Below are 14,108 nucleotides of genomic sequence, written 5' to 3' on the forward strand. Positions count from 1 at the left end.
AGTATAAAAATATGAACATTAAGATTGATGTAAATTTAAAATCGCCGGGGCTTATGGCTGCAATATTAGCCTTAGCAGAGGCATTACCTAAGGTGAATTTAGCAACAGGTATTTCTTCGGTTGTAGAAGATACAGTTAGAGTAAAAGAAATTGAGCCTAAGGTAGAGGAAGTTACTAAAGAAAAAGAAGTTAAGGAAAAGAAGGAGCGGGTAGTTGAAAATACTATAGCACTTGAAGAAGTTAGAAAAGTATTAGCCACAAAATCTAAGAATGGAAAGCAAGCAGAAGTTAAGGAGCTTATTAAAAGATATGGAGTAAACAAGCTAACTGATATTCATCCATGTAATTATAAAGAGCTTCTTGAATTAGCGGAGGTTTTATAATGGGCAAGCATGCATTATTATCTGCTTCAGCTTCACATAAGTGGTTACACTGTCCACCATCTGCAAGGCTTGAAGAGAATGAAGAAAATACAAGTAGTGTATTTGCAGCAGAAGGTACAGCAGCCCATGAATTATCAGAGTACAAATTAAGAAATTATCTTGGTATTAAAACTGAAAGACCAGTTAGTGAATTTGATAGTGAAGAGCTAGAAATGTACACAGATATTTATGTGAGTTTTGCAACTGAACTTATTGATGAAGTTAGGACAAACTGTAAAGATCCAGTGATATTAATAGAGCAAAGGTTAGATTATTCCTGCTATGTGCCAGAGGGGTTTGGTACAGGAGACCTTTTAATAGTTGCAGATGAAAATCTTGATATTGTGGATCTAAAGTATGGTAGAGGTGTTGCAGTTTCAGCAGAAGATAATCCTCAAATGAAACTTTATGCTATAGGGGCTCTAAACTTATTTGATAGTCTTTATGATATTAAAAAAGTAAGAATGACTATTGTACAACCTAGACTTGAAAGTATATCTACCTATGAGATGTTAACAGAAGATTTATTAAGTTGGGCAGAGAATGAATTGAAACCAAGGGCTGATTTAGCTTTTAAAGGTGAAGGTGAGTTTCTTTCAGGGGAACATTGTAGATTCTGTAGAGTTAGACATAACTGTAGAGCAAGATCAGAAGAATTTTTAGATGCAGCTAAGTATGAATTTAAGAAGCCAGATTTATTAACTGATGAAGAAATAGCAGATGTGTTATTTATATCCGATAGATTATCAACATGGGCTAATGATGTTCATAATTTTGCTTCACATTTAGCAATTAATGAAGGTAAACAATGGCCAGGATTTAAGTTAGTTCAGGGTAGAGCTAATCGTAAATATAAAGATGAAAAGGCAGTTATAGAAGTTTGTGAAGACAATGGTATAAGTGATATTTATTCTAAGTCACTTTTGGGTATAACAGCCATGGAGAAGTTAATAGGCAAAAAGAAGTTTAATGAAATTCTAGGAACATTAATAGAAAGACCAGAAGGTAAGCCAACATTAGTTCCTAGTTCAGATAAAAGAAAAGAAATAAAAATAAATAATACAGCAGTAGCTGATTTTAAGGAGGAAATATAGATGGAAAACAATACGAAGGTTATAACAGGTAAGGTAAGATTCTCATATGCAAATGTGTGGGAGCCAAAATCAATTAATGGTGGAGATGAAAAGTATTCTGTTTCATTAATAATACCAAAGGCAGATACAAAGACAGTTAATGAAGTTAAAGCTGCTATAGAAGCTGCAAAGCAAGAAGGGAAAGCTAAGTTTGGTGGAAGAGTACCAGCTAATCTAAAAACACCATTACGTGATGGAGATGTTGATAGACCTGATGACGAAGCTTATAAGAACAGTTACTTTATAAATGCAAATAGTAAGGACAAGCCTCAAATAGTAGATAAAAATGTTAAACCTATTTTAGACCAAAGTGAAGTTTACAGTGGGTGTTATGGAAGAGCAAGTATAACTTTTTATGCATTTAATTCAAACGGTAATAAAGGAATTGCTTGTGGACTTGGAAATCTACAAAAGTTAGCTGATGGAGATGCATTAAGTGGACGTACTAAAGCAGAAAATGAGTTTTCAACTTTTGAAGATGAAGATTTCTTAAGCTAAGAAGGTATAGTGTATGAAGAGAACATTAGCTATAGATATAGAAACTTACTCGGATGTTGATTTAGTTAGAAGTGGTGTTTATGCATACACCACTTCACCTAAGTTTGAAATTTTATTATTTGCTTATTCGTTTGATGATGATGAAGTAAAGGTTATAGATTTAGCAACAGGGGAAACTTTACCTAATGAAATTATTTTAGCTCTTGAAGATGAAAAAATTATTAAAACTGCATTTAATGCAAATTTTGAAAGAGTATGTTTATCAAAATATCTTAATAAAAAATTATCTGCAAAGTCATGGAGATGTACAGCAGTTCAAGCTGCAAGCTTAGGATTACCTTTATCTTTAGATGGAGTTGCACAAGTTTTAGGATTGCAAAAGCAAAAAATGAAGGAAGGTAAAGAGTTAATTAAATATTTTTCAGTACCTTGTAAACCAACAAAATCTAATGGAGAAAGAAATAGAAATTATCCACATCATTCATTAGAAAGATGGGAAGTTTTCAAGAAATACTGTGCACAAGATGTTGAAGTTGAAAAGGCAATACGTAAAAGGCTTGAGAGGTATCCAATTATAACTAGTGAGCAAGAGATTTATGTTCTTGACCAAGAAATTAATGATAGAGGGATTCTTATAGATACTAAATTAGTGGAAAAATCTATAGAGTGTGAGAATATTCATAAAGAAGATATTTATGCAGAAGCACAAAAACTTACTGGACTTGAAAATCCAAATTCAGTGATACAGCTAAAACAATGGCTTTTAGAAAATGGAGTAGAAGTAGAATCATTATCTAAAAAGACAGTAGCAGATTTGGCTAAAGATGCAGAAGAAGATGTACAAAGATTACTTAATTTAAGATCTCAACTTTCAAAGACTTCTGTTAAAAAATATGAAGCTATAGAAAGAGTATTATGTGCAGATAAAAGAGTACGAGGGTTACTTCAATTCTACGGTGCTAATAGAACAGGGCGCTGGGCTGGTAGATTAGTACAGGTTCAGAACTTGCCACAAAATCATATTAAAGATTTAACTTTAGCTCGTGACTTGGTTAAGAATGGAGAATTCGAGACTTTAGATATGTTATTTGATAATGTATCGCAGGTTCTATCAGAGCTTATTAGAACAGCTTTTATACCTAAAGAAAACCATAGATTTATAGTAGCTGATTTTAGTGCTATTGAAGCTAGAGTTATTGCTTGGCTTGCAGAAGAGAAGTGGAGGCTTGATGTTTTTAATTCTCATGGAAAGATATATGAAGCTAGTGCAAGTCAGATGTTTAAAATACCTATTGAAGAAATAACTAAAACTTCACCGCTAAGACAGAAGGGTAAGATTTCAGAGTTAGCTTTAGGTTATGGTGGTTCAGTTGGGGCACTTGCAGCTATGGGAGCCTTAGATATGGGAGTTAAAGAAGAGGAGCTTCAGGGCTTAGTTAGTAAATGGAGACAAGCTAATCCTAATATCACAAAGTTATGGTGGGATATAGATAAAGCTGCAATTAAAGTTGTAAAGGAAAAGTCATTTGAAGTAGTAGGTAAAATTAAGATCTTCTATGAAAAAGGAATAATGTTTATTACTTTACCTTCAGGAAGAAATTTATCTTATATAAAACCAAGATTAGAAACTAATAAGTTTGGTAGGAAAGGAATTACTTATGAAGGGATAGGTGCAACTAAGAAGTGGGAGCGTATAGAAACTTATGGCCCAAAGTTAGTAGAGAATATAGTTCAAGCTACTGCAAGAGATTTATTAGCAGAAGCTATGATTAATGTAGATAAAAAAGGTTATGAAATAGTTATGCATGTGCATGATGAAATTATAGTAGAAACGCCAATAGGTAAAGGTTCACTAAAGGAAGTTTGTGATGTTATGGCTATAGCTCCAGAATGGGCAAAGGGGTTACCACTTAGAGCAGATGGATTTGAGTGTGAATATTACAGGAAGGATTGATGAGAGGTGCAGGTATTTATAAAAGAACTAGGAAAGTATAAAGGTTATTTACCTAGACAAATAATAAAAACATTAAGAGGTCAGGCGTTATCAGGAGATTTAGTTGGAGCAAAAAAGGGATTAGAGAAAATTAAATTAAGATTAGAGAGAGGTGATGGTAAGTATGAAAATTGCAGTAGCTAATTCAAGAAAAGATACAGTGTGGAAGAACATAGACATTACCTGGGATAAGTTTTTAGTAATGGTAAGTAGTACAAAGGTAACTACTGAAACTATGGAGGAGTTTAGAAAGTTACCTAAAAACAAGCAAGATGAAGTTAAAGATATAGGTGGATTTGTAGCGGGAGAATTACGGGATGGAAAACGTAAAAGAGGATTTGTAGAATACAGGTCAATGCTTACTTTAGATTTAGATTATGCAAGTCCTAATCTATGGGATGATATTACTATGTTTTATGGATTTAGATGTTGCATATATTCCACACATAAACACACTTCAGAAAAGCCACGACTTAGATTAATCATACCTTTATCTAGAAATGTAAGTTCAGATGAGTACACAGCAGTTTCGAGGTTAATAGCTTCAGATATTGGAATAGACCAATTTGATGATACTACTTATGAAGCTACAAGACTTATGTATTGGCCCTCAACTTCTTGTGATGGAGAGTTTGTGTTTGAACAGCAAGATGGAGAATTATTAGACCCAGACAAGGTGCTTTCAAGATATAAAAATTGGAGAGATAGTAGCGAATGGCCAGTATCTTCAAGACAACATAAAGTTATAAAAAACAATATTTCAAAGCAAGCAGATCCTTTGGGGAAGGAAGGTATGATAGGTGCTTTCTGTAGGACCTATACCATTGAAGCAGCTATTGATAAATTTTTAAGTGATGTTTATAAGCCAAGCTTAATAGATGGAAGATACGATTATATTCCAGCAGACTCATCAGCAGGAGTAGTTGTTTATGATAATAAATTTTCTTTTTCACATCATGCTAGTGATAAAGCTTGCAATAAATTATGTAATGCTTTTGACTTAGTTAGAATTCATAAGTTTAGCGATTTAGATGGCGAGTGTGAAGAAGGAACTACACCAAATAAACTTCCATCCTTTAAAGCTATGCAGGAGTTTTGCATGAAGGATGAAGAGGTTAAAAAACAATTAATAAATGAGAAAATGGAGAAGGCAAAATCAGAGTTTGATGTAGTAGAAGATGGGCAATGGCAACAAAAACTTACTGTAGACAAGAATGGAAATATAAAACCAGAGCTACAGAACCTAGTACTTATTATGAAAAATGATGAGATGTTAAAGGGTATAGCTTACAACCAGCATAGAGATGGGATTGATGTGAAAGAAGAGTTACCTTGGAAGCAAATTAAAGTAGGTTGGAATGATTCTGATATGGCAGCTTTAAAAGTATATTTTGATAGAAGTTATGGTATATGGTCACCTGCTAAATTAAAGGAAGCATTAATATCAGTTGCAGCTGAAAGAGCATATCATCCTGTAAAAGAATATCTAAATAATTTAGAAGAGTGGGATGGGATTAAAAGAGTAGATATGCTTTTAATAGAGTATTTAGGAGCAGATGATAATGAATACTCTAAAGCTGTTATTAGAAAAACTTTAGTGGCAGCTGTAGCTAGAATTTATGAGCCAGGTACTAAGTTTGATAGTGTATTAATTTTAAATGGACCACAAGGTATAGGGAAAAGTACTTTCTTTTCAAGGTTAGGTAAAGGGTGGTTTTCTGATAGTTTAACTTTAGGTGATATGCGTGATAAGGCAGCAGCAGAAAAGCTACAGGGTTATTGGCTTTTAGAGCTTGGAGAGCTTGCAGGTATAAAGAAAACTGATGTTGAAACAGTTAAATCTTTTGTTTCAAGAACAGATGATAAATATAGGGCAAGCTATGGAGTTAATGTGGAAAGTCATCCAAGGCAGTGTGTTATTGTAGGGACAACAAATAGTGAAACAGGATTCTTAAGAGATATCACAGGAAATAGAAGGTTCTGGCCCGTTAGAGTAAGCGGAGACAGTTCAAAGAAAGCATGGGATTTAACAGAGGTAGATCAAGTATGGGCAGAAGTATTATTTATATATAAGCAAGGCGAGGATTTATTCTTAAAAGGAGATGAAGCTCAAATTGCTATAGCACAGCAGGCAGATGCTATGGAAAGTGATGATAGAGAAGGATTAGTTAGAGAATATCTTGAAAAGTTATTACCAGATAATTGGGATACTATGAGTCTTTATGAAAGAAGAAATTTCTTAAGTGCTAATGACTTTGGTGCAGCTTTAGTAGGTACTAAAAAGAGAGAACTTGTTTGTAGTATGGAAATTTGGTGTGAATGTTTTGGTAAAGATTCTGCAAGTTTAAAGAAAGCAGATTCTTATGAAATAACATCAATAATGTCTAGATTAGAAAATTGGAAACCATACAACGGGACTAAAAGTGGCACTACAAGATTTCCTATTTATAATAAGCAAAGAGCTTTTATGAGAGTTGAAAATGGAAAATAAGAAATATTGTGTTCCAAAATTAAAAGGAACAGTGGGTATATGCGTTAGCTTGTACTAAGGTAGTGTTTCAGTAAAGAAGTTAGTATTTTAAAGGGTTAAGCAAGGGTATAGGAACAGTGGAACAAGAAAATCTCCTATGAGATAAATAATATATATATAAGTAATAATAGTACATGTTACGTATATATACACGCGTAAGGGTTTTTTAGACCATTGTTCCCTTAATTGTTCCACCTAATATGAAAGGGGTATTTATGAGAGAAAGGGAAGTTGAAAAAGCTTTAACTAAGGAAGTTAAGAAACGTGGAGGGATAGCATTTAAGTTTGTATCACCAGGAATGGCAGGTGTGCCAGATAGGCTAGTTTTAATGAAAGATGGAAAACTTGCTTTTGTAGAACTTAAAGCACCAGGAAAAGAAATGAGACCTTTTCAAATATTGAGAAAAAGACAATTAGAATCATTAGGATTTTTAGTGTATTGCATAGATAGTAAAGAAAAGATTGGAGGTGTACTTGATGAAATATGTACCTCATGAATATCAAAAGTATGCACAAGATTTTATTATAAATAATTCAGCATGTGCATTACTTCTTGATATGGGTTTAGGAAAAACAGTAATAACTTTAACGAGTCTATGGATTTTACTATTTGATTATTTTGAAGTAAGTAAAATATTAGTTATAGCTCCATTGAGAGTAGCTCAAGATACTTGGAGTAAAGAGTGTGAAAAATGGGATCATCTTAAAGGGCTTAAAATTTCAAAGGTTTTAGGTTCAGAAAAAGAAAGAAGAATGGCTCTATTTGATAAAGCTGATATCTACATAATAAATCGTGAAAATGTAGAATGGCTTTGTAATAATTATGACTTTGATTTTGACATGATAGTCATTGATGAACTTTCAAGTTTTAAATCCTATTCTTCAAAAAGATTTAAAGCTCTTAGAAAAATTAGATCAAAGGTAAAAAGAATAGTCGGCCTTACAGGAACTCCAGCACCAAATACTTTAATGGATTTATGGAGTCAAATAAACTTAATTGATATGGGGCAAAGGTTAGGAAGATTTATTAGTAATTATAGAAATGACTTTTTTATTCCTGATAAAAGAAATGCTCAAGTAATATTTAGTTATAAACCTAGAGAAGGTGCTGAAGAAGAAATTTATAAAAGAATAGCTGATATTTGTGTCAGTATGAAGGCTTGTGATTATTTAGATATGCCAGAAAGAATAGATAATGTAGTTCATGTGAAAATGTCAGAAGAGGAAAAGAAACTTTATAAAAGATTAGAAAAAGATATGATTTTACCGTTAGCTGATGGAGACATAGATGCAGTTAATGCAGCAGCACTATCTAATAAATTACTTCAAATGGCAAATGGAGCAGTTTATGATGAGCTGAAGGAAACAAAGATAATTCATAATAAAAAGTTAGAAGGTTTAGAAGATTTAATTGAGGCAGCTAATGGAAAACCAGTATTAGTATTTTATGCTTATAAACATGATAAAGAAAGAATATCTAAAAAATTTAAGGTTACAGAAATTTCAACTAGTAAAGATATATCAAAATGGAATGAAGGTAAAATTCAAATAGCGATAGCACATCCAGCAGCAACAGGACATGGGTTAAATCTTCAAGCTGGAGGTTCAACAATTATATGGTTTGGACTAACTTGGAGTTTAGAGCTTTACCAACAAGCTAATGCAAGACTATGGAGACAGGGACAGAAAGATACAGTAGTTATTCATCACATTGTTTCTAAAGGAACTATAGATGAAGAAGTAATGAAAGCTCTTCAAAGAAAACAATGTGGACAAGAAAATTTAATTAATGCCGTTAAAGCAAGAATCGGGGGTATAAAAGATGGAGATTTATAGAGATAGTATTATAATGGTGGACTTTGGCCAAAACCAAGGATGTGTTCAAAGTGGAAGAAGGCCAGCAGTGGTTATTCAAAATGATGTAGGTAATAAGTTTTCTACCACAACAATAGTAGTTCCTATAACAGGAAAACATAAAAAGGAACTTCCTACACATCATGAATTATATAAAAAAGATTATAGTTGCTTAAAATATGATAGCACAATATTAGCAGAGCAGGTTTTAACAATATGTAAGGGGCAAATATTAAATGTTATAGGTCAGCTTAAAGAAGAAGACAGTACAAAACTTAATGAAATACTTTCTGTAAGTATTAATTTAAATAAAAAAGTATGCTAAATTAAGTAGGTATAGAAGGTATGGAATTAAGAGATATATGTGTAAATAAAGTTAGAAAGAATAAATGCAAAAGATTAGTAGTTGATATTTGTTTAGGTGATGAATGTCCTTTTAAACAAACAAGTAAACAACAAGAAGAAGCTCAAAGAAGTGTATTTAAAAGATTAAGTAGTTTAGATGGACAATTACAACTTTATATATCAGATAAATATTATAATGGTTCAATGCCTTGGCAAAAAGGAGGTAGAAGGATATGACAACTAAAGAGTACTTAGCTCAAGCTTATAGAATAGATCAAAGAATAAATAGTAAGCTTGAACAAATAGTGTCTTTAAGAGAATTAGCAACTAAAGCAACATCTACATTAAGTGATACACCTCCAAGTGGAAGTCGTAATGTTCATTCTATGGAAGGAATAATAGTAAAGATGATGGAATTAGAGAATGAAATTAATGCTGATATAGATGTACTTGTAGATTTGAAGAAAGAAATAATGTCTATAATAAAAAAGATTAATAATCCAGAACAGCAAACATTGTTGGAGTTGAGATACCTTTGTTTTAAAACTTGGGAGCAAATAGCTGTTGATATGGGATATAGTATTCAAAATGCATATAAGGTGCATGATAGAGCTTTAGAAAATATAATTGTTCAAAATGATAAAATTTTAATAAAAAAGTAAATTAATTATTGAGAAGATAAAATTCTTGTGATATAATTTAATCAATCGATCCCACCAAGCCTATGTGATATTTTTTTTATATCACATGCGTAACATGGTGGGCCTTTTGTTTTAGGAGAAATTTATGGGAAAACCTTTTAAAAGTATAGAAGAACAAATAGAAATTTTGAAAGAGCGAGGTATGGTAATTAAAGATAATGACTATGCTTCTAGAGTTTTATCTCATGTTAATTATTACAGATTAAGTGGGTATACATTAACATTAAGGAGAGATAATGTTTTTTATAATAATGTAAAGTTAGAACAAGTAATGGAAATATATAATTTTGATGCAGAGTTAAGAGTTGCATTATTATATTTACTAGAATATATTGAGGTGGAGTTTAGAACTCATTTTGGATATTATCATTCAAAAGAATATGGGCCGTTAGGATATTTAGATAAAGAAAGCTTTGATGATGAGTGGAGATATGAAAAATTCATGAAAAACATAACTCAACTTATAGAAGAAAATGAAAAGAATGAAATATTCGTTAAACATCATAATGAAAAATATGATGGAGAGTTTCCATGTTGGGTAGTAGTAGAGTTAATGTCCTTTGGTTGTTTATCAAGAGGATTTAAAAATTTACATGCTGAAATTAAAGAAGAAATTTGTAAAGATCATTATGCATCTATACCATATAATTATATAGAAAACTGGTTGCAAGGTTTTGTTATACTTCGTAATATATGTGCTCATAGAGGAAGATTATATAACAGGTACATAACATTTGCACCTAAGCTGTCAAAAAAAGATAAGAATTTATTTAAAAATAATTCTTTAGATTTAAATAAAAATACAAAACAAGTATTTGCGTATATTTATATCATGAATAAATTAATAGATGATATTAATGTTAAAGAGAACTTTATTAATAGGTTAGAAACATTAATTAGTAAATACTCATTTGTTAATTTAAAGCATTATGGATTTCCAGAAACGTGGAGAGAAATTTTAAAATAAGTGTATTTAAAATTAAATTAAGAACATACTATATACTAATAGATCCTGCAAAGCCTATCAAAGAAGCGTAACAATGCAGGCCAGACCTTGGAGCAATCCAAGGTTAAAATTTATTAATAACTTAAAAAGTAGAGTAAAGTTGATAGAAGTAGAGTACAAACTTCTGATATTATTATAATAGAGAAAATAAATTAAGAGTCATTACAGCAAAAGTTGTAGTGGCTTTTTTCTTTAATGAGGTGATTTTAATGCCCAAGAAACCATTGAAACCGTGTAAATATTTGGGGTGTGCTAAGTTAACAGAAGATAATTATTGTGATGAACATAAAGATTTTAGGGTAAAAGAAAGAGCTACTGCTACTGAACGTGGTTATGATAGTAAGTGGAGAACTGCTAGGAATATATTCTTAAAAGTTAATCCTTTATGTGTTAGATGTAAAGAGGAAGGTAGATTAGTTAAAGCTACTGTAGTTGATCATATTAAACCTCATAGAGGAGATAAGAAGTTGTTCTGGGATGAAAGTAACTGGCAAGCTCTTTGTAAGAAGTGTCATGATAAGAAAACTATGACTGAAGATAGATACAAAGAGTATGAATATTAAAAGAGTAGAGTAAAGTTGATAGAAGTAGAGTATGAATTTCTGATATTATTATAATAGAGATAAAGAAATTGATTTAATGGTTGGGGTTAAGGTTGGGTAGGGGGATATCTAATCTTAAAAGAAGGACAAGCCAACGACCGCCGCCCCCTCTCACGTGAAATTTCGCATAATTACACAAGGGGGGTACTAAAAAATCGCAAAATAGAAAGTTGTAATTAAGTAACTGTAAGGGATAGCAGTTACTTTTTTTATTGCAAAAAAGTTTAATGAAAGGAGCAATTAACATGACCACCGAGGAAAAGGAAAGAATAAAAGAATTAAGATTAAAAGGTATGGGATATAAGGCTATTGCTAGCATTACAGGATTATCAAGAGATTCTGTAAGAGGGTTCTGTAGAAGAAATGGTCTTATTGGTGTTTCAGCTATAGTTGCTCTAAATTTAGAAGAAAAAATAAAGAAAAATGAACTTTGTATTTATTGTGAAAAACCTATTAAACAAAAACTGCAAGGTAGGGCCAGAAAGTTTTGTTCTGATGAATGTAGGTATAAATGGTGGAATGAAAACCTAGATAAAAGAAATAAAAGTGAAGATGCCACTTACAAATATACTTGCCCTTATTGCAATAAAAAATTTACTGCCTATGGAAATAAGAAAAGAAAATATTGTAGTCATGATTGTTATATAAAAGATAGATTCTGGAGGGAAGAGCATGGAGTTTAAAAAGTTAAAAATAGATTTATTAGTACCAGCTGATTATAATCCAAGAAAAAAGTTAAAACCTGGTGATGATGAATTTGAAAAAATAAAAAATAGTATTAATGAGTTTGGATATGTAGACCCTGTTATAGTAAATAAAGATTTAACTGTAATTGGAGGTCACCAAAGAATATCAGTTTTAAAAACTTTAGGGTATGAGGAGATAGATTGTGTAGTTGTTGAAGTTGATAAGATTAAAGAAAAAGCTTTAAATATAGCTCTTAATAAAATCACTGGTGAATGGAACAAAGAATTGTTGGCTGACTTAATTAAGGATTTACAAGACTTAGATTATGATACATCTTTTACAGGATTTGAACCACCAGAGATTGATGCATTATTTAATGAGCTGCATCCTAAAGGTGTAAAGGAAGATAACTTTGATGAAGCACCACCAGAAAACCCAATAACAAAAAGTGGAGATATTTGGTTACTGGGAAGGCATAGATTAATTTGTGGAGATAGTACTAAGATTGAAACTTATGGAAGGTTAATGGAGGGGAAGAAAGCTAATTTAACAGTAACAGATCCTCCTTACAATGTTGCTTATGAAGGGACAGCAGGAAAGATTCAAAATGATGATATGGATGATAAGAAGTTTTATGAGTTTTTATTAGCTGCGTATAAGGGAATGTATGAAAGTCTTGCTGATGGAGGTTCTATTTATGTATTCCATGCAGATAAGGAAACTGTTAATTTTAGAAGTGCATTTAAAGAGGCAGGTTTCTTTTGTCACCAAACTTGCATCTGGGTAAAGAACTCTCCTGTATTAGGAAGATGTGATTATCAATATAATCATGAACCTGTACTTGTTGGATGGAAGCCTACAGCAGGACATAAATTCTATGCAGATAGAAAGCAAAGAACTACTTGGAACTTTGATAGGCCCACAAAATCAAAATACCATCCAACAATGAAGCCAATAGCATTAGTTGCCTATCCAATTACTAATTCAAGTTTAACAAATTCTATTGTACTTGACCCATTTGGCGGAAGTGGTTCAACACTTATCGCTTGCGAGCAAACAGATAGAATTTGCTACACTATTGAATTAGATGAGAAGTATGCTGATGTTATTGTTAATAGATATATTGAGCAAGTTGGTAATGATGAAGGTGTGTATCTATTAAGAAATGGTGAAAATATTAAGTATAAAGATGTAGTTGAAAATATAGAAGAGGCACTTTAAATAGTGTCTTTTCTGTTGTCATTAATATATAAATAATGTCGTTAAAAACCTGTGTTTTTTCTTTAAATATAACTGGATAAGTACACCTGTCAGAGGTAATATGTACACTAATAAAAGGGTATTCAATACCGTTTAGGAGGTAAACAAAAATGAAAAACCAAACAATAGGTGTAGAAATTGAAATGACAGGAATAACAAAAGCAGAAGCAGCAGCGGTTGCAGTAAACTTTTTAGGCGGAAGAATTACAAGAGCATATGATGGATACGACACTTACAACATAATAGCACCAGACCAAAGGGTTTGGAAGATAATGAATGATGCAAGCATAAAGACAATGAAAAATACAAAGGGAAAACTTAAAGAGGTAAGCAACAAGGATTACAGTGTGGAGCTAGTAACACCGATTTTGAGATATGAGGACATTGAAACCTTACAAGAATTAATAAGAAGGTTAAGAAAAGCAGGAGCAGTTAGTGCTAGCGAACTACAATGTGGAATACACATACACATAGGAGCAAAGGACCACACACCAAACACTTTAAAGAACTTGGTAAACCTAATGGCTGCAAAAGAAGATTTGATTTACAAAAGTTTAGAAATAGACCCAGCAAGAGTAAGATGGTGCAAAAAAGTAAATGAAGATTTGATACAAGCCATAAATAAGAAAAAGCCAAAAACATTAGAACAACTTGCAGACCATTGGTACAGCGGATACGGATTTGAAAGTAGAGAAAGACATTACCATACAAGCAGATATCATGGATTAAACTTACATAGTACTTTTACAAAAGGAACTATTGAATTTAGACTTTTCAACGGAACATTACACGCAGGAAAAATAAGAAGCTACATTGTTTTCTGCCTAGCAATAAGCCACCAAGCATTAACACAAAAGAGTGCAAGTGCAAGAAGAACACATACAGATAATGAAAAGTACACCTTCAGATGTTGGCTTTTAAGACTAGGGCTTATCGGGGAAGAGTTCAAGAATTGCAGAATGCACCTTATGAAAGCGCTTGATGGAAACTCAGCATGGAGAAATCCAAATGCAGCATGAGAGTAAAATAAAGCAAGGGGAGTTAGTCCCCTTTGAAAAATTAAAAAAAGGAGAAATT

Annotated in this window: 16 protein-coding genes; all 16 read left to right on the forward strand. The window is 32.1% G+C overall.

Annotated elements, in window-relative coordinates:
* The first annotated feature begins 11 nt into the window (after window positions 1–11).
* Window positions 12–383: a hypothetical protein gene (locus tag TY07_RS04110; protein WP_042395759.1), complete on the forward strand. Its 372-nt coding sequence runs from the start codon at window positions 12–14 to the stop codon at window positions 381–383.
* A complete protein-coding gene (locus TY07_RS04115; RefSeq protein ID WP_042395762.1) occupies window positions 383–1,516 on the forward strand; it encodes a DUF2800 domain-containing protein in 1,134 nt (377 codons plus the stop codon). Before TY07_RS04110 ends, TY07_RS04115 begins: the two co-directional genes overlap by 1 nt.
* Window positions 1,517–2,053 (forward strand): DUF2815 family protein, encoded by a 537-nt coding sequence (locus tag TY07_RS04120; protein ID WP_042395765.1) that lies wholly within the window; start codon window positions 1,517–1,519, stop codon window positions 2,051–2,053.
* Window positions 2,054–2,066: 13 nt separating this feature from the next.
* A complete protein-coding gene (locus TY07_RS04125; protein WP_042395768.1) occupies window positions 2,067–4,007 on the forward strand; it encodes a DNA polymerase in 1,941 nt (646 codons plus the stop codon).
* 6 nt (window positions 4,008–4,013) lie between these two features.
* On the forward strand, window positions 4,014–4,190 hold the full coding sequence (locus TY07_RS18305; protein WP_198133974.1) for a hypothetical protein: 177 nt from the start codon (window positions 4,014–4,016) through the stop codon (window positions 4,188–4,190).
* Entirely contained in the window at window positions 4,171–6,537 is a 2,367-nt protein-coding gene (locus TY07_RS04130; protein WP_042395771.1) for a virulence-associated E family protein, read from the forward strand. Before TY07_RS18305 ends, TY07_RS04130 begins: the two co-directional genes overlap by 20 nt.
* 254 nt (window positions 6,538–6,791) lie before the next feature.
* Window positions 6,792–7,073, forward strand: a complete 282-nt coding sequence (locus tag TY07_RS04135; protein WP_040418844.1) for a VRR-NUC domain-containing protein — start codon at window positions 6,792–6,794, stop codon at window positions 7,071–7,073.
* Window positions 7,054–8,412: a DEAD/DEAH box helicase gene (locus TY07_RS04140; RefSeq protein WP_042395777.1), complete on the forward strand. Its 1,359-nt coding sequence runs from the start codon at window positions 7,054–7,056 to the stop codon at window positions 8,410–8,412. The genes TY07_RS04135 and TY07_RS04140 overlap by 20 nt, the downstream gene beginning before the upstream one ends.
* Window positions 8,399–8,755: a type II toxin-antitoxin system PemK/MazF family toxin gene (locus TY07_RS04145; protein WP_005211562.1), complete on the forward strand. Its 357-nt coding sequence runs from the start codon at window positions 8,399–8,401 to the stop codon at window positions 8,753–8,755. Before TY07_RS04140 ends, TY07_RS04145 begins: the two co-directional genes overlap by 14 nt.
* 20 nt (window positions 8,756–8,775) lie before the next feature.
* Complete coding sequence (locus TY07_RS04150; RefSeq protein WP_005211561.1) at window positions 8,776–9,012, forward strand: hypothetical protein; 237 nt, start codon at window positions 8,776–8,778, stop codon at window positions 9,010–9,012.
* Complete coding sequence (locus TY07_RS04155) at window positions 9,009–9,437, forward strand: DUF1492 domain-containing protein (RefSeq protein WP_005211560.1); 429 nt, start codon at window positions 9,009–9,011, stop codon at window positions 9,435–9,437. Before TY07_RS04150 ends, TY07_RS04155 begins: the two co-directional genes overlap by 4 nt.
* Before the next feature lie 124 nt (window positions 9,438–9,561).
* Window positions 9,562–10,443 carry an Abi family protein gene (locus TY07_RS04160; protein ID WP_005211559.1) on the forward strand — a complete coding sequence of 294 codons (882 nt, stop codon included), beginning with the start codon at window positions 9,562–9,564 and terminating at the stop codon, window positions 10,441–10,443.
* Between the two features lie 248 nt (window positions 10,444–10,691).
* The gene (locus TY07_RS04165) at window positions 10,692–11,045 is read left to right on the forward strand and encodes an HNH endonuclease (protein ID WP_040418842.1); all 354 of its coding nucleotides are present in this window, start codon (window positions 10,692–10,694) and stop codon (window positions 11,043–11,045) included.
* A 266-nt stretch (window positions 11,046–11,311) separates the two neighbouring features.
* Window positions 11,312–11,767 (forward strand): RNA polymerase subunit sigma-70, encoded by a 456-nt coding sequence (locus TY07_RS04170; RefSeq protein WP_242833230.1) that lies wholly within the window; start codon window positions 11,312–11,314, stop codon window positions 11,765–11,767.
* A complete protein-coding gene (locus TY07_RS04175; RefSeq protein WP_042395786.1) occupies window positions 11,757–12,992 on the forward strand; it encodes a site-specific DNA-methyltransferase in 1,236 nt (411 codons plus the stop codon). Before TY07_RS04170 ends, TY07_RS04175 begins: the two co-directional genes overlap by 11 nt.
* 149 nt (window positions 12,993–13,141) lie before the next feature.
* Window positions 13,142–14,050: an amidoligase family protein gene (locus TY07_RS04180; protein WP_042395789.1), complete on the forward strand. Its 909-nt coding sequence runs from the start codon at window positions 13,142–13,144 to the stop codon at window positions 14,048–14,050.
* The last annotated feature ends 58 nt before the right edge of the window (window positions 14,051–14,108 follow it).

The sequence above is a fragment of the Clostridium saudiense genome (assembly GCF_000577815.1).
GTDB classification, from domain to species: domain Bacteria; phylum Bacillota; class Clostridia; order Clostridiales; family Clostridiaceae; genus Clostridium; species Clostridium saudiense.

Bases quoted from the DNA above. Each gene is read 5' to 3' on its own strand.
- TY07_RS04135 (WP_040418844.1), top strand. From the start codon at position 6,792: ATGAGAGAAAGGGAAGTTGAAAAAGCTTTAACTAAGGAAGTTAAGAAA.
- TY07_RS04140 (WP_042395777.1), top strand. From the start codon at position 7,054: ATGAAATATGTACCTCATGAATATCAAAAGTATGCACAAGATTTTATT.
- TY07_RS04180 (WP_042395789.1), top strand. From the start codon at position 13,142: ATGAAAAACCAAACAATAGGTGTAGAAATTGAAATGACAGGAATAACA.
- TY07_RS04125 (WP_042395768.1), top strand. From the start codon at position 2,067: ATGAAGAGAACATTAGCTATAGATATAGAAACTTACTCGGATGTTGAT.
- TY07_RS04165 (WP_040418842.1), top strand. From the start codon at position 10,692: ATGCCCAAGAAACCATTGAAACCGTGTAAATATTTGGGGTGTGCTAAG.
- TY07_RS04170 (WP_242833230.1), top strand. From the start codon at position 11,312: ATGAAAGGAGCAATTAACATGACCACCGAGGAAAAGGAAAGAATAAAA.
- TY07_RS04115 (WP_042395762.1), top strand. From the start codon at position 383: ATGGGCAAGCATGCATTATTATCTGCTTCAGCTTCACATAAGTGGTTA.
- TY07_RS04160 (WP_005211559.1), top strand. From the start codon at position 9,562: ATGGGAAAACCTTTTAAAAGTATAGAAGAACAAATAGAAATTTTGAAA.
- TY07_RS04145 (WP_005211562.1), top strand. From the start codon at position 8,399: ATGGAGATTTATAGAGATAGTATTATAATGGTGGACTTTGGCCAAAAC.
- TY07_RS04120 (WP_042395765.1), top strand. From the start codon at position 1,517: ATGGAAAACAATACGAAGGTTATAACAGGTAAGGTAAGATTCTCATAT.
- TY07_RS04130 (WP_042395771.1), top strand. From the start codon at position 4,171: ATGAAAATTGCAGTAGCTAATTCAAGAAAAGATACAGTGTGGAAGAAC.
- TY07_RS04175 (WP_042395786.1), top strand. From the start codon at position 11,757: ATGGAGTTTAAAAAGTTAAAAATAGATTTATTAGTACCAGCTGATTAT.
- TY07_RS04110 (WP_042395759.1), top strand. From the start codon at position 12: ATGAACATTAAGATTGATGTAAATTTAAAATCGCCGGGGCTTATGGCT.
- TY07_RS04155 (WP_005211560.1), top strand. From the start codon at position 9,009: ATGACAACTAAAGAGTACTTAGCTCAAGCTTATAGAATAGATCAAAGA.
- TY07_RS04150 (WP_005211561.1), top strand. From the start codon at position 8,776: ATGGAATTAAGAGATATATGTGTAAATAAAGTTAGAAAGAATAAATGC.